Below are 21,719 nucleotides of genomic sequence, written 5' to 3'. Positions count from 1 at the left end.
GATTCACCTATAAAATTTGAATGAGTTAAATTCCTAAACAAATCAAAACTTGTGTTGTACTGTTTTCAAAGAAGTTCGCCAATGATTTTCAGTTATTTTACAATTTCCCCAAGGTTATATACTTGAGAATTCGTATTACCTGTTCTACAGTTTCGCAAACGGCATAAGCGGCAGAATCGAGTTCTTTGAGGGGGTGTATAAATTCTTTCGGGCGCTGAACAATTATCGGGATATTTAGCGCCGCCGCATATCCAGCATCAAAAGCGGCATTCCATTGCTTATATTTGTCGCCAAATCGAACAACTACGATGTCGGTGTCTTCAATCAAAGTCCGGGTTCTAATGGCATTAATTTTTGCGCCTTTGTGGTCGTGCCAGAATATATCGGATTCTTCACCAAGGATTTCTACTCCGCAATCATCACTGGCTGAATGATTGGTTACGGGCTCATAAAATTCAGCAGGAAGTCGTGCCTTTTTTGCAGCTGACGTAATTTTTTCTCTCCAGTTAGAATGGATTTCTCCAGATAAATATATTTTCCATATTTTTGCCATTTTCGTGCTCCTGAAAAGAATAAACTAATTAGAGCCAATATAAAAAATCCACGAAAAAATTCCAGCCCAAAACATAAATAATAATTGTCCCGGAAACCGGCATACTATGGAAATTGATTATAAGGCGATAATATTCATCCCGTATCGTTGGCATTTGGATAGGAAATTGTTCATGAAAAAATAAATGACTATTAGGCAAAAATAAAACATTGAGTACTTGCGTATCAGAAATTTTCTTTATAGCTTAGCCTTTTGTTAATCGGTCAAACGTGACCTATTAGTAAATGGCTCAATATGTGAATTGACCGAGGATTTAATAATCTTGTGTCTAAGCGAAGTTGAAGTTAAAAGAGAAATTGAGCTGGGGAAAAAAGGCGGATTTAAAAAATACTAAACCGTTCAGACGTTTTTATCAAGTTCTGGAGGGATAACAGAAATAAGGAAGGAAATAAATCATGTTGGAATTGAAAAAAGGTGACGACATACTTGCAGTCGTTGGCGGGATTCACAACAAACAAGAAGCTGATGCGTTATTTGAGAAAACCTTGAACAAGGAAACCCTCGATAAACTCTCGAAAATAAAAAATGAAGAAGCCCTGCTCAAGGTTGCCAATGCGATTGCCATGTGCAAACCCAAAGACGTTTTTATCAATACCGGTTCCCAAGAGGACAAGCAGTGGGTGCGTGAATATTCTCTCAAGAAAGGCGAAGAAAAACCCCTGGGAATGAAAGATCATACGATACATTTTGATCTGGCAAAGGAACAGGGTCGTTTGGTTGCCCAGACTTTTTATATCGTAAACAAAGGCGAGAAGCTCAGCCCGCTGGCCAAGAAATTGGATCGCGCTGACGCTATGGATTATGTGAGGAAATTCATGCTGGGGATCATGTCGGGAAAAACATTGATGATCGGTTTCTTCAGCCGCGGCCCGATTGGCGCCGTCGGTTCAATTCCGGCTATCGAAATTTCTTCCTCAACTTATGTACTACACTCGGGAGATCTCCTATATCGTAATTGCTATGAGCATTTTGACGCGGAAGTAGAAAGAAAAGGAATATTTTATACCAATGTTCACGCTGAAGGAAATAATACTCCGGAAGATCTTCCCAACGCACGAATTTTGATGGATCGCAGTTGGTTCACAACATTTTCCACTTTTTGTACCTATGCCGGAAACACTCTCCTTCTCAAGAAAGGCAATCATCGTTTTTCGGTTGACTATGCCACCTATTACAAGCACGGCGATGAACTTTCTGAGCATATGTTCATAACTGGCGTAAAAGGACCCGGCGGCCGCGTGACTTATGTCGCAGGTGCAGCCCCATCGGGATGCGGTAAAACTACAAGCGCCATGGCCGGTACCGACTTTATTGGCGATGACCTGGCCCAGATTTGGATTGCTGAAGACGGCACTTGCCGGGCTGTCAATCCAGAGCAGGGAATTTTCGGAATCGTTGCGGACGTGAATCGCGAAGGCGATCCGCATCTGATGAAATGCCTCCGTGAAGAAGGCAGTGAAGTTATCTGGTCGAATGTGTTAATTGATGAGAATAACAAACCGCACTGGACCGGTAATGGTGAAGAACATGCGAAGAAGGGAATTAATTTTCAGGGCGAATGGTTCGAAGGCAAAACTGACGAAAATGGAAAAGCTATTCCGCTTTCGCATCCCAATTCTCGCTGTACTCTGCGCTGTGATCAGATTGCTACCTATAACAAGGAAGTTGGTGAAAGCCCGGAAGGCGCGACGGTTAAAGTCTTTACTTATTCCGGACGCGACTCAGATACCATGCCTCCTATTTGGGTTTCAAAAGATGGAGATAGCGGTGTTGTTATTGGAGCCTCGATTGTATCGAAAGCGACGGCAACTGAAGTTGGGGCCACCGGCGTTAAGCGTCAACCATGGGCGAATGCTCCGTTTATTCCGGGCTCGTTAGCCGATTATATGGATGCCCAAATGAAATTCTTCAGCAATCCGAAATTTAGCGACGCGGGTCGCCCGATTATTGCCGGTCTAAATTACTTCCTGACTCATGAAGAGCGGGGCGGGAGTGGCAATGGACTTCTTGGTGAGAAGAGAGATGTTCCGGCATGGCTTAGCTGGCTGGATCGTTTTGCAAACAAAGAGGTCGAAGCCATTGATACTCCGATTGGCTATATTCCGAAATATGATGATTTGAAAAAATTCTTCAAGGAAATTATCGACAAGGATTATTCGGAAGAACTCTACACGAAGCAGTTCTCGCTGTATATCGATAATATCATCGGTCGTATTGATTTGCAGGACGAGGCCTACACAAAAGAAGGTGGCATCCCTGAGAGATTCTTTGAATTACTTAAGGAGCAGAAAGCCGGTCTCGAAGAGCTTAAGGCCAAACACGGTTCGGTGGTGAAACCGCAAGACCTGTAAATCTGACAAGATTTATATCTATGAGAAGAGGCGTCCCCATACAATAATAGGGACGCCTCTTTTTTGAAATACTTTTTAAAGGACTATCCTTTGGAATTGAAAATCAAGCGGGGGTCCCGGCCGCGAGGGCTTTTACATCTTCGGTGGTTAATGCCTTTCCGCCGATTCCCCAAGAACCGCTTTTCATTTCCTCAATCACTACCGTGGTGACTTCGCGCATGTTCTCACCTTCGATAGAGACCATCGTATCGGTGAGTTTTTCGATGATTTCCTTTTTTTGAGCGTCGGAAAAGACACCCTCGATTAATTTGACTTCAATAAATGGCATGAGAGATACTCCTTTTGAAAATGTTAAATAGTGTGACTTTTCATCGCTATTTTTGTACACGAGCCCGCATTGCTTTTGTTATACGATTCGAAATGAATTAATATTGGATGCGATTATTGCGGAAATGAAGGCGTTGCTGGAATTGGATGCCAATGAAGTTTTTCGAAGGTCACTAGAAAATTCACCTCCTTTTATCGCGCTCATTATTACAGGGTAGCGTTGATAGCCAAAGCCAGGTATTCCGATTCAATCATCATAAAAGAAATAGCCAGCCAATTATTGGCTTTCCATGATGCGCCTTCGTGGTAGGATATACCGTCATAACTAACAAACAGGCTGTAATTCTCAAATATACCGGCTGTTACTCCATATAATTCGAAAACTTCGTCAACGTCAGGTAAGAGCGTAGCGGCTCCGGCGCTAACGCTCAAACTGAAATCATCGTCGAATTTTATTGATTTCAAAAGCTGAGCGTAGATTGACTGGTCATTGCCGCCTATTTGGACGCTGCCGCTTCCAATAATTAGTCCGGGGCGCCAATTATCTTTTTGTTCCATTAGAGGCTGGATGCGCGCATTCCAAATGAATTTTTCGGTTCTGACGGCGTAACCAATTCCGGCGTCCAGCCAATTAAAAATCCCGTATTTCACATTGATGACAGTACGCTCTTCTTCGGCATCGGGAACGGCTAATGCTGATACCATTATTGAATTCCGCGCGAGGAGAACTCCCTCGCTTAATCCCGCGCCGGAACATACCGGACAGTTGGGGCCGCATTCCTGTGCGAGAGACGCTTGGGACATCAAAGCCATTATTAGAAAAATAAAAATCAATGATTTCACGATTATGTTCCTTTCCTTGTAGTCCGGGTTTAATCCCCGGTCAAATTTAGTTATCATTTATTCGACTCATTTTTGGTGCGAACCATCCGTATAAAACGGGTATTAATATCAGTGTTAGAAAAGTGGAAGAGAGTAACCCAAAAACTACGACTACCGCCAATGGCCGCTGCACTTCCGAACCCATTCCCCGCGATAATAATAATGGCACCAGTCCTAATATGGTCGTCAGGGCGGTCATTAATACCGGTCTTAGCCTCAGCAGGCAGGCCTTTATAATCGCATTATTTATAGATAAGCCGCGGCTTCGTAATTGATCCATATAAGAAACCAGGACGAGGCCGTTTTGTACGGCAATGCCGAAAAGAGCGATAAATCCTACCGAAGCGGGAACGGAAAGGTATTCACCGGTTAAATACAGACCCAAAACACCTCCGATTAACGCCAGGGGAACATTTATAAAAATAAGTGAGGCGCAGCGAATGGTTCCAAATGACATATAAAGCATCAGGAATATTAACCCAAAAGTGACTGGAACAATAATTCCCAGCCGTTTCATCGCACGTTCCTGATTTTCAAATTGTCCGCCGTACTCTATATAATAACCGGACGGCAATTCGATATTTTCTTTAACCAGCCTTTTGATATCGCCTACGACTCCGCCCATATCGCGTCCGCGGACGTTGGCTGAAATTACCCAGCGTCGTTGGTTTTTCTCGCGGTTAATTTGAATTGGGCCAATGAGCGTTTCGACCCGGGCGACTTGTGAAAGAGGGATGAGAACTCCGTCGGTAGAATGGACGAGCAGGTTTTTTATCGCTTCGGGATCATTGCGATGCCGTTCGTCATAGCGAACGTGAATCCCGAAGCGGCGCGTATTTAAGAAAATATTGTCGATGACTTCACCGCCGATAGCCAGCTCGACCACTTCAAGAATATCTGATACGTTGACGCCGTAACGGGCGCAGGCCTCGCGGTTGGCGATAATCTGCACCTGGGGTTGTCCAAAGCTCTGCTCGATGGATAAATCAACTAATCCCTCGACAGGTTCAATAACGGCTTCAATTTCTTCCGCCTTGGATCGCAGAATATTCAAATCCTCACCGTAAAGCTTGATAGCCAACTGTGTCCGCACCCCGGAAAGAAGCTCATCAAACATATTTTGAATTGGTTGTGAAAAGTTGAGTTGAATACCGGGATATTGAGAGAGTTTTTTGTCGAGGGCTTCAATTATTTCAGCTTTGGAATTGTATTGATACCATTCTTCCCGTGGTTTAAGCATTATCTGAATATGAGAAGAATTGACCGGATGCGGATGACTACCGGCTTCGGGACGGCCGATTTTTGAAATTGTCTGGTCAACACCATCGAAATCCATGATGATACGTTCGATTTTCATAATGGTTTCGGTTGCCTTTTCAAGCGAAATCGAAGGCGCCATAGTAATATTTATTTGAATAATGCCTTCTTCGAGAGTGGGAATAAACTCTGTACCCAGTTGTGGTATAAGAGCCAGCGATCCTCCGAAGATGATAAGTGTAATGACAACAATTAATATTTTCCAACGCAGGACAAAATTAAGGAGAGGCTGATAAACGCTTTTAATAAAACGAACAATTGCAAACTCCGGTTTTGTTTTCTTTTTCAAAAGCAGGGAAGAAAGCACCGGTGAAAAGACGAGAGCGGCTATAAGAGAGCCGAGAAGGGCAAAAGTAATCGTAAACGCCATCGGCGAGAACATCTTGCCTTCGACGCCTTCGAGGGTGAAAAGCGGAATAAAGACGATAATAATAATCGAAACCGAAAAAATAATCGGGCGCAAAACCTCGCGGCAGGCGATATTGATAATCTCATATTTACTCTTGTCTTTATATTCTTCATCAGATAAGTGACGATACACGTTTTCGACGATTACAATCGAGGCGTCGCCTAACATCCCAATGGCGATCGCAATTCCTCCCAGGGACATCAGGTTGGCCGACATGCCGGCCACGCCCATAAAAATTGCGGCCATCAGAGCACAAACGGGCAGAGCCAACGCGACAATAAAGGCGCTGCGGGCGTTTCCCATAAAAAGAGCCAATACCAATATTACCAAAATGGCGCCATGCCAGAGGGCATCACGAACGGTTTTGACGGCGTTTTCGACAAGGGAACTTTGATTGTAATAAGGAATCAACTGAACACCTTGGGGAAGTGATGCCTGGACCTGCGGTATTTTTGCTTCCAGTTCGCTTATCACTTCCGAAGTATTAGTCCCGAACAGTTTCATCACAATACCGGCGACGACTTCCTCCGTTCCATTGCGAGTCACTACGCCGCGGCGAATTTCTTCCCCATAGTCTACTTCACCGACATCGCCGAGGCGAACGGGCGTGCCTTCATATACTTTTATTTGAACGTTTCGTAGATCCTCGCGTTTTTCCATGAGACCAATTCCGCGGACGAGATATTCTTCCGAGCCCAGGATGAGAAATTGACCGCCAGCGTTGCGGTTATTATTGATAACGGCCTCAACGATATCTTCCAGACCCAGTCCGAATTTGTTCAGAGCGTAAGGATCGACTTTGATTTGATACTGCAGGACATGGCCGCCCATTGACAGGATATCCGTCACGCCGGGAACGGTCTGCAACTGGTATTTTACAATCCAATCGTTTACTTCCCGGAGATAAGTATTAAGCTGTTTGCCTTCCGTATTAACGGCGCTGTCAGCTGTCAGATAATACATATATACTTCACCGAGACCGGTGGAAATCGGTCCCAGACCGGGAGGTTCATGCATTTTGGGAAGTTCTGAACTGGCGCCGGCTAATCTTTCGGAAACTATCTGGCGGGCGAAATAGATGTCAACATCATCTTCAAAATAGACATATACCACGGCCATGCCAAAGGCGGATGTGGATTTGATCAGTTTTACTCCGGGCAGTCCGTTCATAGCCGATTCGATCGGAAACGTTATGAGGCGTTCAATTTCTTCGGGGGCCATCCCGTGGGCTTCGGCAAATACCGGAACCATAACCGGAGAAATATCCGGGAAGGCGTCGGTGGGCAGATTTTGGTATTGATAGATTCCCACGCTTATAACGCACAGAAGAATAACGACGATAAACAGCCGGTTTTTCAGCACGTTTTCAAAGATCGTTTTCATTCCGCTTACTCCCCTCAATGTCCGTGTCCGGCGTGTCCGCCCAATGAACCGGTAACCAATTTGGCTTTCAACTCAAAGGCGCCGTCGGCGACGTACTGCATACCCTGCTCAAGACCTGAAAGAACTTTTATATATTTGGAATCGTATTCGCCGGTTTCAATGTGAGTGATTATAAAATGCCCGGGGACTTCAGCGATAAAAACGATCTTTTCATTATCAAGAATCTGAACGGCATCTTTTTCGACTAACAGTCCGGGTTTTCCATAATCGGTAGTGATGGCGGCATGAACAAATGTCCCCGGGCGCCATTGATTATCCGGATTAGGAAGCACCACGCGGGCCGTAATACTGCGAGTATTTACGTCCAGAATAGGCGTGATGTATTCAATCGTTCCCTCGGCATGAATATCAGAACCAATCGCCTCAATGGATGCTTTCATGCCCGGCCTTACGCGGTCGGCGTCTTTGGGATATACCGCCAGATTAACCCAGACAGTTGATAGATCGACGATGACAAAAATACTATTTTCGGCAGAAACAAATTCACCCTTGGAGATATGCCGCACAATAATCCATCCCGAAATCGGCGACTTAATATTATAAGGGCTCATACTTTCATTACTTTCGACCACGGCTACAATATCACCGGCGTTGACATAATCTCCGACCGTGAACCGGGCTTCCCTTGCGATCCCTTCAAATCGAGGTGATATATGCACAACTTGATCTTCGTTAAATGTAATTTCTCCGGGCAGGTCAAGTGAGTTGCCAAGCCGGCCTTTTATTACAGTAGAAAGATTTATGCCGGCCATTTTTATCGCTTCCTCTGATAATTCAATGACGCCCTCTTCTTCTTCATCATGTTCGTCGCCCTCGGATTCCTCGGCGGTATGGTCATGACCGTCATCCGTCTGAGCGTCAAGATCATGATCGTCCCCCAATTCACTTTTCTTGTGATCGTCATCTGTTTTCTGATCATTCTCATGCGGGTCAGTTTGATTTTGAATGTTACTAGTGGAATCGGTTAGTGACAGGGACCAAAACGCGAACACCAAAACAGTAATAATTAAAACCAATCGAAAAATGGATAGCTTTATTGCCTTCATGTTTATGTCCTCTATTTTTTTATGCTTTCCAGGGGAATGCCGATTATTCTTTCCAGTTCAATCTGCAGTTCTCTTATGTTCAGAAATATATTGTTTTTATCGAACCTCAGGTCAATCAGGGCCCGTTCGCCTTCAAGCAGGCTGGTATAAGGGATTCTTCCGGCATTATAAGCCTGAGTCAGAGATTCGTAGGTTTTTTCGGCGGTGGGTAAAAGAAGCGAATCAGTTATCTCGAGCTTTTCATCCAGTTGCACAATCTTTCCGATGTGAGAGCGGACGGTGGACGATACTCTCGCTTTTCTTTCGTTTATTTCAAGTTTCAGAGCCTTTATATCGGCCTGAAGACCAGCTCGTTCGCCCTGATTTCGATTTACAAAGGGGAGAGGCAGAGATAATCCCAGAATGAATGAATTGGCTTTATCGCCTTGAAGTCGCTTGACTCCCCCACTGAAAGTCAGGGCTGGTTTTGCTTCGGCGGCCAAAAGCCGGCTTTCCGAGTCAATTATATCTTTTTGAAAAAGCATTTCGATGATTTCGCCGCAGGAATCAACAGAAACATCAAGCTCGGTTATGTTTTTTAGGCACTCATGACAATCAATACCGAAGTCTTCTACTACAACACCGCTATCGTCCGTGCCCCAAAGCGCAGATAGTTCCATACTCGCGTTTTTTCGATCGCGCAATGCCTCGTCAGATTCCAATTGTGCCTTTAGTAATTCAAGCCGGGATAAGAGCAGTCCCGATTGTAGGGCGGCTCCTTTATTATGGCGGTCTTCAATGTTGTTATAAATGGTCTGCGCTAACTCCATAGCCTCCCGAGCCAGGCGAGCTTTATCCTGTGCATGAGCCATTTTGAAATATCCCATTTTGGCGTCAAGATATAAATCAAAGGCCAGCTTTTGATTTTTCCATTTTGTGTAATCGATGTTGGCGCGGGCATGTTGTTTCCTCGCTCCACGCTGTCCAAAAATCTCAAGTTCCTGCGACAGGATAATGGCCATTTCGGTTTCCCTGAAACCGGGAGCGTTCCAGCCAAATTCCTCAAGTTCGAGTTCCAGTTCAGGGTTGGACCATAGCCCGGCCTGGCGTAGATTTCCCTCGGCCGATTCAAGATGCCATTTTAATGATTTCAGGATTGGATTTTTCTCCGCGACAAGTCCGACAATATCATTGAGCGAAAGTGAATCATTGTCGATTTGCTTAATCGTTGCTTTCTCAAATGGCGATTGCCAATGAGCCGGATTTGAATCGGCAAACGATACGCTCCCCCAAAACATTGTCGCAGTAATCATACAATACCATAAAGCCCTTTTGTAAATTAGATGTTTGAATCTCATAAATTATTCCTCTGGAATATCCAATTGCTTTGTCGCAAGTGTGCCCGAAAGACGTAATTCGAGCACATTATACTAAGTCAGAATAGTTGATATTTTGCTGATGATAAAATCAACAAATGAGAATAGATGATATCCCTAATTGTTTTAATTCGGGATTAATAGGGGGAGTGAAAGAATTAAGAAATTTATTCTTGAAATCGAGATTATGTCCCAATGATTGATTAAAGATTTGATGGATTTCGCAAAGATTAACAGCCTTACCTGCCAAAACAAAATTATCCTCAGGCGCGGTTCTATTATAATTACAGATTGACTTCAACGGGATGTCTATACAATCGCCGCAATCATCTATATTCGTTGATTCATGAATTGCGGGCGTTTCAAGGGACGAATACGTTAAACAATCGGCATGGCAACAGGAAATATTTGCAAACTCGATTTCCACAGTACTATCTTCACTGATGCAGAGGACATCGCCGAAACAGGCCGTAAAATTCGCCAAAGAAAAGCTGAAAATCAAAACCCGGCAAACATAATTATATAACCGTTTCTCCATTGCGCCAATATAACATAAAAATAGACCCTGTCAACGCAAATCATATAACTTGTTGGCTGCCAAAAGCATCACGTTTGTCATTCGTCAGAAAAAGCTTATTTCTTGTCTGTCTTCTCTAATTAAGAATTCATTCAATTTTGAGTGATTTCAAATAATTTGATGACAACTGGTAGATCTTGGAGTATTTTTGATGTATGAGAATCATTGATTTAACCGAAAAATATTTATCCAAATTTATTAATGAAGGGGATCGAGACGGCTATGAAAGATCATGCCCTGATCTATTTTATAATTACTATCGATTCTGGGCCAAAAGAGAATTAAATATTACTATAGTTGATTATGAGGAGATTCAAAAACGGAAAAAGTGGGTTACTCGATTAATAGAAAAATTGAAAATCATACTAAATGAGAATAACATTGACGATAGCGCGATTGATTTTATCTATTTTATAGGCGCTGGGACAACCAATGGTCATGCTTTTCGTTCGAAAGACAAATGGCTGGTCTGGTTGCCACTGGAGACTTATTCTTCCGAAAAATTGGTTGAGGTTTTTGTAACTCATGAATTGATTCACGCTCTGCACTATAATAATAGCCCTTCATTTTACTTTAACTCGAAGAATGAGATGCTCCAGATTTCCCGTCAGTTGATTACGGAAGGACTGGCGACTTATTTAACCCGGGAATTTCTTGGGATATCAAATTTGGAAGCTCTCTGGGCGGATTATTTAAGCGATGATGATGCTCTGCGATGGTGGGAAAAGTGCATCGCCGAAGAACGCAATCTATACCGCCTGATTTCACAATACTACTATAAGAGCGATCACAAGCTTGAAATTTTCTACGCGTCCAATCCGGACAATATATATCAATTCAGGTCAGGGTATTTTGCCGGATTAAGATTGGTTGAACGGTATGCAATGGAAAATGGGCTATCTGCTGAAGATATATTAGAACTAATCCGTGCGCGGTTTGAAAAAGACATCGCTAATCTTTTGCAGCCTGATTGATTCATTACCATTTTATATTTTCACTGGACACAAATGCATGAATTTTGACTGTTTGGTGTTTTCTCTTATTTCCTCTTGTTTTGGCTAATAATGTTAAAAAAATGTTAGAAAGAGGCATTGTTATATTGGATATCCAAATCCATTTAATCCGTTTGATAAATTCAAGAGCCTTGTTTTTGAAGTCTGCCCGTCGGAAACGCGTCTTTTTTATTGATATTTGATGATATATTGATCGCAAGCGGAACTAATATCCAAATAGCAGGTAAAAATAAACACCATGCTCAAACCGGGAAAATCAATCGTCCACTTATGTATAATTCTACCGGCATTTTACGTCATCGCCGCTTCTCTCGCTTACGCGCAATCAACTCCGGATACGACATTACAGTCTTATTTTGATGCTGTAAAATCGGGTCGTTTTAACGAGGCGGCAAGATACTGGGAACCGAAGTTTGTGAACGCAGCAAAACGGCTGGGAATATCATTTTCAGATGCACCCTTAAAATTTGACTGCGCCTCGCCGATATTGAGAAATCTTAATAAGATTTCAGAAGGCAAAGCGAAAGTATCCATTACTAATACAGCGCAAAACGGCAACAAAGCAAAAATTCAAGTTTCAGTAAGTTCAGGCGGAGACACCATAAACTACACTTACTATGCCATCCGGGACAGCGATAAAATTTGGCTGTTAACATCACCCGCATTCTATTATTGTCAGGATTGGGAAATAAAGGACACCCGATACGTACGAATATTTTATAATGATGCCAGTCGTATAAATGAATTTGCCAGTGACGAGATCGATAAATTTATTGATTCAGTCGGGGCACGGCTTAAGATACCCGCCGGTCGAATGCAACAACTGGCCGAAAATAAGATTTATTATTACTTATGCGATGAAGATAACATGCTGGCCATCACCGGTTTTAGCGCCCGAGGTATGGGGGACTTGGCTCTGGACGCGGTAATAACTCAGGAATTTCCTCATGAGCATGAATTGGCTCACATATTAATCAACTTCGCCCTGGAAGAAAATTCGCTATATACGCTTCCCTTTATACAAGAAGGACTGGCCTGCAATTTGGGTGGACGGTGGGGACGCACTCCGGCAATCATCCATTATGCGGGTTATGTGAATCTACATTTTGGGATCGCCAATGTTGAAGATATTCTAACGTATGACGATTTTTACGGTAAAATTGGATCGGCTGAAACCTCATATCCCGTAAGCGCCGTTTTTATCAATTACCTGATGCGTTTATGCGATTCCAGTAATTTTTTAGAACTTTATAGGCAGCTGTCGGGAACAGACCCCGAAATACAATCTATTTCTCAGGCGGATATTATATCAAAAATCGAAGCGGTTTCCGGGCGGAGCTGGAATTCAATTATGGCGGGATTTAACAATTTCTGGCCTCGCTTTGAATATTGCGGAATCAGGCCATTTATTTATAATACTCCCGCTAATTCAACGCTTATAAATATATCTGAATCTATTCGGTTTTCGGTGTGGAAGTTAAATTTTGATTATTTACAGGAAATAGATTTTTCAAATTCCCCGGATGGTTGCGTAATCACATTGCTCGATAAGCATAATCTTCCCCGGGAAGATTATCAAAGCCGGTTATTTTACGAGCACCTACCCGATACAAAATATACAGGACAAAGATATGGCATTAAAGTGACCGCATCCGAGGTGGGTCTATATGATTATTATTGCAACCGACTCGTTGCCAGTTATGTGATGGGATTTGATATGAACGCTGGGAATCATAATCTCGTTCCCGGTATAACACGAATTCTAATGTCAAATAATTTGTTCGCCCCGAATAACCTGACGGATTTTGAAATTGACATCATTAGCCTGTAACAATTGCTTCCATTAAAAAATATTTGGTTCAAGAAATCGAAGGCGATATATTGCGTACATGCTGGGCGAATTAAATATTTCCAACTCCGCTATATTAAAACTCATAAATCTTTCGAAATCAGTATCTGTAAATTCCGGAAGCTGCGTGATAATTGATTCTGTGTCATGTGAATTTAATAAAAATGAAATCTACTCAATCGTCGGTCCTTCCGGGGCTGGAAAAACTACGCTGTTGCGGTTGCTCAATCGACTCGATGAAAAGACCGGAGGTGAAATCATATATCATGATTCGCCATTAGAATCATATCCCGTGACGGAATTGAGACGCCGTATCGCGAAAACATTTCAGATTCCATATTTATTTCCCGGAACGGTTATGGATAATCTGGCATATGGGTTGCCTGAGGGACAAGATTCGCATTCAAAATCCCTTGCGCGGTTTCTTGATATGGTTGGACTTAATTCCAAATTGATTTACGCCGATCCCGAAAAACTCTCCGTAGGCCAGAAACAAAGAGTTGCTTTGGCGCGGTCCCTGGTAATGGAACCGGAAATTTTACTTCTTGATGAGCCGACTTCGGCTCTGGATCCCGGAGCCGCTCGAACAATTGAAGAATTGTTATTAAGATTGAATCGAGAGCTTGGATTGACCCTTATTATTGTAACGCATAATTTTGATCAAGCTCTAAGATTAGGCGGAAATTCTCTAATATTGGCCGATGGCAGGCTGATAGAATCGGGGGAGACGGAAACGATATTCAAAAATCCGGGGAATGAAATCTCGAAGAAATTTATAAATGGTGAATTGCGATGATTGATACCGGCCTTAAAGAGGTTGGATTCGCGGTTTTATTGATGATTCTTGCGATTGTGCTGACGCGATGGCAGAGAATCGGCGTAGAAAAACAACTCATCGTCGGCATATTTCGCTCTTTTATTCAACTAATAGCCATAGGCTATGCACTGGAATTCATTTTTGGATTGGATAACATTTTCGCGATCATGGGAATGCTTTTTATCATGGTTATAGTCGGCGCTCATACGACTTCACGCTGGGTTCCTCAGATTGACCGCGCCTGGCTTTTGGCCTCATCGGCAATAATTGTCGCCTTGATAGTAACTCTTGGATTGATGTTAGCCGTTCAAATAATACGTCCGGAATCTCATTATATAATACCGCTCGGGGGAATGATCATCGGTAACTCCATGAATTGCGCGGCTCTGGTAATGGAACGGTTGTATTCAGAAATAAAGACCAATAAGTTAGCCATAGAAACATCGCTATCCCTGGGGAAAAGCTGGCGTCAGGCTTCGCATCCATATTATCGAGCCTCGATAAAAGCGGGCATGATGAGTTTGCTCAATTTCCTTAAAATCGTCGGTATCGTGCAATTGCCGGGGGCGATGACCGGTATGATTTTGGCCGGAGCGTCGCCATTAAAAGCTGTCCTGATTCAGATAATTGTCGGGTATATGCTGGCGGCGGCGGTGACAGTTACCGGTATTATATCCGCTCAATTAACAATCCGGAGATTGTTTACTTCTGCCCATCAGTTAAGTGTCGATTAGGAGTCGAACACTTCATCTAAATTTCATTTGCGTTTGTAGATATAATCCATATAATAGGGGACGATTTTGCTCATTCAAAGCAGCAATATTTTGGATTCGCCTGAAATTAATCAGGCGGTTGAGTTATTTGACGGAGAGGTGTCCGAGCTGGCCGAAGGAGCACGCCTGGAAAGCGTGTAGGGGTCACAAGCCCCTCCTGGGTTCGAATCCCAGCCTCTCCGTTTATTCTCGCTATCAACATGTATCCCAACAAGTTAAAAAAACTTAATTCTAAAGAACGCTTTTACTGCCGTTTATACCGGCTTCATTTCGATTTCGATCAATGCCATGGCAATACCCATTTCCCCCGCAATAGTATAAAAAAGGAATATTTGATTGTCCTCTTCAAAAATGCAGGGGTCGCGGAGTTGATTTACTTTAATAGCTGAACCATATTGTGAGGGTATGATTGGGAATTCGATACCCTCATAATCAGCCTCTGGCCTCAGGACTTCCATCGCATCCGAAGATTCCCACTCCCACCAGTCAGGCCTCAGGTCAATGGAAGACACCAGGATTCGCTCCGGAGCATCGCCTATTCGTGAGAAAAAAATAAGCAAGTGATGGCCTTGGATTAGTACGGCGGAATGGCGAACGCGTCGCAAGAAATCACCGCAGCTCTCAAAGCCTGTCAAACCATTCTCTGAACGATAGAGTTCGCCCCAGCCCTCATTACCATTCTTGGCCAATGCATACCAAGCCCCTTCCCATTTCCAAACGCGAAAATAATACTTACCGAGAATCTCATTCGAAGCTTTGAAATTTAATCCATCTGTCGAACTTGCGATGCCAGTCCATTGACCTTTGCGGCTTCGGGCAAGACCATGGAAGTACATAAAAATTTTCCGCTGTTCTTCATCAACGTGGACATCCGGTGAGGCTATATGCCCTCGGAATGCGTTCGCCCCCTTCAAATTTAGCGTACCAGGTCCATAAATTATCCACGGACCGCCGAGAGAATCAGAATGGGCCAGCCGGATAAACTTACCGCTGTGATGTGCGAAATACATATAGTAATTACCAAGAGGATTTTTTATCCATGACGGAACCTTAATGACGGAAGGCCCGTTGATGTTGTCTCCCAGCGCTGTTGATGAATTGATTGTTATCAATGGATTACCCGAATGCCGAACGGCTCTAATCTTATTAATATGATTTTCCGGTAAATTCATTATCATCTTCTCGCAAACAACCAACTATTGGTAACGGCAATTTATCTCACCATAGGGTTGAGGTCAATAAGAAACGAGACAAGAAGCATATAGAGAAGATTTCATAAGGAAAGGTTGCCATGGAAAATAAAAGTTCTATATGTATCCCAGCCTCTCCGCCAGTAAAATTCATTTACTTTTCGGCTGTCGCGTAGTTGAATCAGCCCGATGCCAATTGATTGTGGACGATCAGGCTAGACACGAAAGATGTTATTTTTAAAATAGAAGATGCGTGACATGGATTCCCCGAGGGAAGGCCTGTTTTTGACCATTCTTTTTTTATTGCAACGGCTGCTATCAGACATTTTTCGACAGGTTCAGGATTTAAAAATCTTTCATTGATAAATATCTCGTTTTTAATAAGAAATTCTATATTTCTCAGGCACAATTTAAAAAAATATTTGTTGCGGATAATAATTGGCGAGGGATTTATTAAGTCAGTGTAATATTTTTTTTGGAGGATAAAAAATGAATGAGAGAAACAATATCGTCAAGATGAAGGGCAATCCTCTGACTTTACTTGGCAATGAAGTTAAAGTGGGAGATACCGCTCCCGAATTTGAGGTTCTCGATGAAACTCTGACGGCAAAAAGCCTGGATTCATTCGGGGGTAAAATTGTAGTTATTGTGTCTGTGCCATCTATTGATACTCCGGTTTGCGACATGGAAACTCGGAGATTTAATCAGGAAGCCGAAAAATTATCAGATAATGTCGCTGTCATGGGTGTCAGTATGGATCTTCCTTTTGCGTTATCACGTTGGTGCGCTGCCGCCGGAGTAGAAAACGTAAAAATGCTGTCCGATCATCGCGATGCCTCATTTGGAAAAGCTTTTGGCGTACTTATTAAAGAACTCCGACTTTTAGCCCGGACCGTTTTTGTTATCGACAAAGATAGAAAGGTCAAATACATCCAATATGTCGAAGAAACCACCGAAGAACCAAATTACGATGAGGTTCTTGAAACTGTCAAATCTTTGATAGGCTAATAGATTCGGGGTGTTTTTTTTCATTAAGCTGTCGCCCTTAATTCAGATTTAGATGCTGCAAAAGCAATCTGCATTAAATTCTCTTGACGTGCCGGATATAATTGGCTATTTTGCCAAATAAGCAAATATAGCATATGGTATGATATTGGATTCTAATAAAAAACAAAGGTTTGAAGCTCGGGCTCGGATTATTAAGGCGCTGGCTCATCCTACGCGGCTTTTCATTGTGGATGAGTTAGCTAGGTCCGAGAAATGCGTTAATGATCTGACTAAAATGATAGGTTCTGATATTTCCACGGTATCAAAACACCTATCAATTCTCAAACAGGCCGGTATTGTAAACGATGAAAAGCGCGGTTTACAGGTTTGGTACAGCCTCAGAATTCCCTGTATTCTGAATTTCTTTGGGTGCATTGAAGATGTTCTAAAAGCGAATATTAAGCAGGCGCGTCAAGCGGCAATGAAATAATGGCAAGAATTCAAACGAGTCATACGGCAAATGAAACTCCGGCCACAACCATTTCAATTTGGAGGAGCCTGTAAATTGGACTGGAGATCTGAATGGAAGCCCCTGGCTCTAATAATTGCCGCCTTTCTGGCTTTCTATTTTTTCCCTTTTGAAAGCCTGCGCTTTGGCGGTCCATTCATCGAAGCTCTGGCCCTGGCCCAATGGTATGCCCGGGAACATGTCATTTTATGTTTGATACCGGCCTTTTTTATTGCCGGGGCGATCGCGGTTTTTATCAATCAGGCTTCGGTAATGAAATATCTTGGACCGGGCGCGAATAAAATTCTGTCATATGGTGTTGCCTCAATTTCCGGCTCAATACTCGCCGTTTGCTCCTGCACTATTTTACCCCTTTTTGCGGGAATATATCGCATGGGTGCGGGACTTGGCCCGGCAACGGCGTTTTTATATTCGGGGCCGGCCATTAATGTATTGGCAATTATTCTTACGGCTCAAATTTTGGGACTCGAATTGGGAATCGCTCGAGCTGTCGGAGCTATTATTTTCAGTATATTTATTGGTCTCTTAATGCATTTGATTTTTCTTAAGGAAGAAAAGGCCAAAACTCAAATGGTCATGCCTGATACGGAGGTTAAACGCCCGTTATGGCAAACCGGATTATATTTTGCGACAATGATATTGATTCTTGTTTTCGCTAATTGGGGAAAGCCGGAGGAGAGTTCGGGAATCTGGTATTTCATATACTCCAATAAATGGATAATAACCGGTATAGCCGCGGCCGGTTTAGGATTTATTCTGATTAAGTGGTTCAAATTACAATGGATTCCAATTGTCCTCACCGCCATAATTGTCGCAGCGATGGCCTTAATCTTTCCCGATATGCCCATTATTTCTTTTTCAACCGGAGTAATCGGTTTGTCGCTCATTACATGCCGTCGCTCGGATGAAACCGGGGAATGGTTCTCCCAAACATGGGGTTTTGCCAAACAAATATTGCCTTTGCTCTTTGCCGGAGTATTGGTTGCCGGATTACTCCTCGGTCGCCCCGATAGCGAAGGGCTGATTCCGTCTCACTGGATAAGTAATCTGGTTGGCGGAAATTCATTCGGGGCCAATTTATTTGCCTCAGTTGTCGGCGCCTTCATGTATTTCGCGACACTTACCGAGGTGCCTATATTGCAGGGATTAATTGGAAATGGAATGGGTAAAGGTCCTGCCCTGGCGCTTCTTTTAGCCGGGCCGGCATTATCGTTGCCCAATATGCTCGTCATTCGCTCAGTTATAGGAACCAAAAAAACCAGTGTTTTTGTATGCTTGGTCATTATTATGGCTACTATAAGCGGGATCATATACGGTAATTTATTTTAGAGGAGAATATCGTGAAAGATATCAAAGTTCTTGGCCCCGGTTGTCCCAAATGCAGGGAATTGTATAAGCAGACCGAATTGGCGATCAAGGAAATCGGTTTGGATGCTTCCCTCGTGAAAGTAACCGATATTCAGGAAATTACCGGCTATGGTGTTATGATGACACCGGCCCTGGTAGTCAACGGTCAGGTGAAAATATGCGGAAAAGTGCCATCACTTGACCAGCTCAAAGAAATGATAAATAGTGATAATTGATTTGATAGAGAGGTTCGTTATGAAAAAGATACTAATTTGTCTTTTAGGGTTTATTCTGCTTGCGTTTTCAGCAGTAGTATCTGATGATCAGCAACCCGCTAAATCAAAAGATACGACCATTACTTCGGAAGAAAAATCTGATGCCGATAAGTCCCAAAAACAAATCGTTGTCTATTACCTGCACGGCAATAAACGCTGTGCTACCTGCAAAAAAATAGAAGCTTACTCGGAAGAAGCGATTAAATCGGGATTTTCCGAAAACCTCAAGGATAGCTCAATTGTCTGGCAGACGGTGAATTTCGAAGACGAAGGTAATGAACACTACGTTAAAGACTATCAACTTTACACTAAATCATTAATTCTATCCCGGAAAAATGACGGCAAAGAAGTTGAATGGAAAAATCTCACGGAGATATGGACGCTGGTGAGGGATAAGGAAAAGTTTATTGGTTACGTCCAGACGGAATTAGGGGATTTTATAAAAGTGTCCAAAAAATAATATGGATAGTTTTGTGATGGCAATTGGTTATGCCGTCTGGCTGGGAATCCTGACGTCTATATCACCCTGTCCAATGGCGACTAATATCGCGGCCATGTCTTATATCGGCAAGAACGTGGAGAGACCGAGTGTCGCCCTGCTTTCCGGGATACTCTACACGATTGGTCGCATGATTACCTATATAGTCATTGGTGCGTTAGCGGTTACCAGTGTGCTGTCGATTCCTGATATAGCCATGTTTTTGCAGCAGCATATGAATAAATTCCTGGGGCCGATTTTGATAATAGTCGGGCTATTGTTGCTGGAAGTTTTTAAATTCAAATTTTCAGGAATGGGGGTGAGCGACAGAATAACCCGGCGCGTCGATACATGGGGGATCTGGGGCGCCGGACTTTTTGGGATTTTATTTGCCTTATCGTTCTGCCCGGTTTCGGCGGCCTTGTTTTTTGGAAGTCTAATACCGCTGGCCATAGAATATGAATCCAGTCTGATAATGCCCACTGCTTACGGTATTGGCACGGCTTTACCGGTTGTTATCTTCGCGCTGCTAATCGCGTTTGGGACCCGATTCATCAGTGCGTTTTTCAATCGCATGAGCGCTTTTGAAAAATGGGCTCGGCGAATTACGGCGATTGTATTTATTGTCGTAGGCTTTTATTTGGTTATCGTATACATATTTAACGTACAGATATGACATGATATTCCTATGAACTTTATAAAAATTCCCGGCGGGATTTGTGATAGTCCCGCCGGGTTGGTGTTGAGGAGTTATGCTGCGAGGCAAAGTATGCTTATCTTCTTAAAAATGAACCGAAAATCCGATTCTCGCCTGTGACCCATATAGATGTATTCCATCGTCGAATGATTCATGATCGGTTACGAGGCGACCGTGAATGTTATATTGTTCCACCTCCATGATATACCATTCATTTTGAGCAATGAAACCGTATTCGGCCAGCAGGCTGATACTGCGACCAAGATGCCATTCCATTCCCAATGAACCTTCGAATCCAAAACCGAGTCGAGTTCCTTCCCTCGAATCAATCGTTTCCGTCCATTCGGAAATATAATCTTCGTAATGATTGACGATAACCCCGGGACCGGTTTCGTAGGCGCTCAAGCGGGGCCCGAATCCCCAGAAGAAATCGACTTTATTGCCGGGGGAGGGATAGAAAAGATATTGCAATGAAATATTCGCCCCGTCGATATTCGTCGGATAATAATTATTGTGAAAGATCAAATCGGCATTATGGGTATGAACGACTCCGTCATTCAAGAAAAGATTATCCCGTTCGACTAATCCGAGATTGAACCGCAGGGCCGAGCCCGATTTGTTTTTCTTCATTATCGAAAAACGTACACCTTGATACTCGTCATCGTCGTCGTCCATACGATCATCAAAGGCAAATTGAAAAGTCCAGGGACGGAATGGCTCGTCGATTTTCACTTTCCGTTTACGGCGCACGATATCACCGAAAGCCTGCTGACAGAAGATTGTTACTATGAGAACGGTTAACAGAATTCTGATTGCTTTGGCTGAGGTTTTCATTTTTTACTTCCTCTCATCAATTAGTTCTAAGTTTTGCCATACGGTTAGGAAAATAGCAAGCGCTATGCCAAAGATTATTATGCGTTGGTATTGCATCAGTTACGGCAAATACGAAAAAACCTGGTTTAGATGATTGCACAATAATTGTTCATTTTAGTATCGAGCGCATTCAAATTCTGTGCGAAGTTATCTTGCCATTGATTTTGAAGTGAGAATCTGGAAGTTATCCACATTCTTGTTTCAATAAATTCCTCGCAATTTCATGTCGCGATTTTACTTACAGCGAATTGGGTTCGTTTTGTCCTTTTCGCAGGCGGGGGCCTGTTTTCTGCTGTCGGGGATGTCATCTCTTTTTGGCTGTCGGGAGGTTTATCTAAACTTTTAATATGTTCCGTCAGGTCTTGGACGCCATAGGTGGGTGTGACCTGACGGTTATTTATCCGTCGGTTCACCGCTTCGTTAAAGAACCGACGGAACGGGGCATGCTTCTCAAAATGGGTTTGTTTCCTCAGATTAACGTTTTTGGTCATATCAACAGGCGAAAGCCTGTTTTCAGCTGTCGCGCGGTGTATCCACTTCATGTTAATAGTATTTGGTGCCGTGCAGGTGT

At 43.2% G+C, this 21,719-nt stretch carries 20 protein-coding genes and 1 tRNA gene; 12 read left to right on the top strand and 9 right to left on the bottom strand.

Features of this window, described 5'->3' with window-relative positions; all coding sequences use genetic code 11:
- Positions 1–97: 97 nt before the first annotated feature.
- Positions 98–553 (bottom strand): YtoQ family protein, encoded by a 456-nt coding sequence (locus V3V99_10265; GenBank protein ID MEE9443035.1) that lies wholly within the window; start codon positions 551–553, stop codon positions 98–100.
- Between the two features lie 455 nt (positions 554–1,008).
- Between V3V99_10265 and V3V99_10260 the strand changes: the two genes are divergently transcribed.
- Positions 1,009–2,964, top strand: coding sequence for a phosphoenolpyruvate carboxykinase (GTP) (locus V3V99_10260; GenBank protein MEE9443034.1), 1,956 nt, complete (start codon positions 1,009–1,011; stop codon positions 2,962–2,964).
- A 103-nt stretch (positions 2,965–3,067) separates the two neighbouring features.
- Here the strand turns inward: V3V99_10260 and V3V99_10255 are convergent, their stop codons facing one another.
- From V3V99_10255 to V3V99_10235, 5 genes are all read right to left on the bottom strand, one after another.
- Positions 3,068–3,292: a 4-oxalocrotonate tautomerase family protein gene (locus V3V99_10255; protein MEE9443033.1), complete on the bottom strand. Its 225-nt coding sequence runs from the start codon at positions 3,290–3,292 to the stop codon at positions 3,068–3,070.
- Between the two features lie 206 nt (positions 3,293–3,498).
- On the bottom strand, positions 3,499–4,191 hold the full coding sequence (locus V3V99_10250) for a hypothetical protein (GenBank protein MEE9443032.1): 693 nt from the start codon (positions 4,189–4,191) through the stop codon (positions 3,499–3,501).
- On the bottom strand, positions 4,181–7,282 hold the full coding sequence (locus tag V3V99_10245; GenBank protein MEE9443031.1) for a CusA/CzcA family heavy metal efflux RND transporter: 3,102 nt from the start codon (positions 7,280–7,282) through the stop codon (positions 4,181–4,183). Before V3V99_10245 ends, V3V99_10250 begins: the two co-directional genes overlap by 11 nt.
- A 14-nt stretch (positions 7,283–7,296) precedes the next feature.
- Positions 7,297–8,388, bottom strand: coding sequence for an efflux RND transporter periplasmic adaptor subunit (locus V3V99_10240; GenBank protein MEE9443030.1), 1,092 nt, complete (start codon positions 8,386–8,388; stop codon positions 7,297–7,299).
- Between the two features lie 11 nt (positions 8,389–8,399).
- Positions 8,400–9,725 (bottom strand): TolC family protein, encoded by a 1,326-nt coding sequence (locus V3V99_10235; protein ID MEE9443029.1) that lies wholly within the window; start codon positions 9,723–9,725, stop codon positions 8,400–8,402.
- A gap of 750 nt (positions 9,726–10,475) precedes the next feature.
- Here V3V99_10235 and V3V99_10230 point away from each other — a divergent pair.
- The 5 genes from V3V99_10230 (at position 10,476) to V3V99_10210 (ending at position 14,954) form a co-directional block, all read left to right on the top strand.
- Positions 10,476–11,294: a DUF2268 domain-containing putative Zn-dependent protease gene (locus tag V3V99_10230; protein MEE9443028.1), complete on the top strand. Its 819-nt coding sequence runs from the start codon at positions 10,476–10,478 to the stop codon at positions 11,292–11,294.
- 277 nt (positions 11,295–11,571) lie between these two features.
- Positions 11,572–13,164 carry a hypothetical protein gene (locus tag V3V99_10225; GenBank protein MEE9443027.1) on the top strand — a complete coding sequence of 531 codons (1,593 nt, stop codon included), beginning with the start codon at positions 11,572–11,574 and terminating at the stop codon, positions 13,162–13,164.
- A gap of 145 nt (positions 13,165–13,309) precedes the next feature.
- Entirely contained in the window at positions 13,310–13,978 is a 669-nt protein-coding gene (locus tag V3V99_10220) for an ATP-binding cassette domain-containing protein (protein ID MEE9443026.1), read from the top strand.
- Complete coding sequence (fetB, locus tag V3V99_10215) at positions 13,975–14,733, top strand: iron export ABC transporter permease subunit FetB (protein MEE9443025.1); 759 nt, start codon at positions 13,975–13,977, stop codon at positions 14,731–14,733. The genes V3V99_10220 and fetB overlap by 4 nt, the downstream gene beginning before the upstream one ends.
- A gap of 132 nt (positions 14,734–14,865) precedes the next feature.
- Positions 14,866–14,954: transfer RNA gene (locus tag V3V99_10210), tRNA-Ser, on the top strand.
- A gap of 72 nt (positions 14,955–15,026) precedes the next feature.
- On the opposite strand, the gene V3V99_10205 is transcribed toward V3V99_10210, so the two are convergent.
- Positions 15,027–15,944: a hypothetical protein gene (locus tag V3V99_10205; protein ID MEE9443024.1), complete on the bottom strand. Its 918-nt coding sequence runs from the start codon at positions 15,942–15,944 to the stop codon at positions 15,027–15,029.
- Positions 15,945–16,451: 507 nt separating this feature from the next.
- Here V3V99_10205 and tpx point away from each other — a divergent pair.
- The 6 genes from tpx to V3V99_10175 all read left to right on the top strand — a co-directional run bounded on the left by tpx (position 16,452) and on the right by V3V99_10175 (position 20,254).
- Positions 16,452–16,970, top strand: a complete 519-nt coding sequence (gene tpx, locus V3V99_10200; protein ID MEE9443023.1) for a thiol peroxidase — start codon at positions 16,452–16,454, stop codon at positions 16,968–16,970.
- Between the two features lie 139 nt (positions 16,971–17,109).
- Positions 17,110–17,439, top strand: coding sequence for a metalloregulator ArsR/SmtB family transcription factor (locus V3V99_10195; protein MEE9443022.1), 330 nt, complete (start codon positions 17,110–17,112; stop codon positions 17,437–17,439).
- Positions 17,440–17,514: 75 nt separating this feature from the next.
- Positions 17,515–18,807 (top strand): permease, encoded by a 1,293-nt coding sequence (locus tag V3V99_10190; protein ID MEE9443021.1) that lies wholly within the window; start codon positions 17,515–17,517, stop codon positions 18,805–18,807.
- 11 nt (positions 18,808–18,818) lie between these two features.
- Entirely contained in the window at positions 18,819–19,061 is a 243-nt protein-coding gene (locus V3V99_10185; GenBank protein ID MEE9443020.1) for a thioredoxin family protein, read from the top strand.
- 19 nt (positions 19,062–19,080) lie between these two features.
- Positions 19,081–19,560, top strand: coding sequence for a nitrophenyl compound nitroreductase subunit ArsF family protein (locus V3V99_10180; protein ID MEE9443019.1), 480 nt, complete (start codon positions 19,081–19,083; stop codon positions 19,558–19,560).
- 16 nt (positions 19,561–19,576) lie between these two features.
- Positions 19,577–20,254: an aromatic aminobenezylarsenical efflux permease ArsG family transporter gene (locus V3V99_10175; protein MEE9443018.1), complete on the top strand. Its 678-nt coding sequence runs from the start codon at positions 19,577–19,579 to the stop codon at positions 20,252–20,254.
- A gap of 105 nt (positions 20,255–20,359) precedes the next feature.
- Here the strand turns inward: V3V99_10175 and V3V99_10170 are convergent, their stop codons facing one another.
- The gene (locus V3V99_10170) at positions 20,360–21,109 is read right to left on the bottom strand and encodes a hypothetical protein (protein MEE9443017.1); all 750 of its coding nucleotides are present in this window, start codon (positions 21,107–21,109) and stop codon (positions 20,360–20,362) included.
- Positions 21,110–21,369: 260 nt separating this feature from the next.
- The coding region (locus V3V99_10165) for a hypothetical protein (GenBank protein ID MEE9443016.1) at positions 21,370–21,719 on the bottom strand (350 nt) is incomplete at its 5' end.

The sequence above is a fragment of the Candidatus Zixiibacteriota bacterium genome (assembly GCA_036480375.1).
In the GTDB taxonomy this organism is placed as follows: domain Bacteria; phylum Zixibacteria; class MSB-5A5; order GN15; family JAAZOE01; genus JAZGGI01.
The sequence above is the reverse complement of the archived record's forward strand: the minus strand, read 5'-3'. Positions and strand labels throughout refer to the sequence as shown.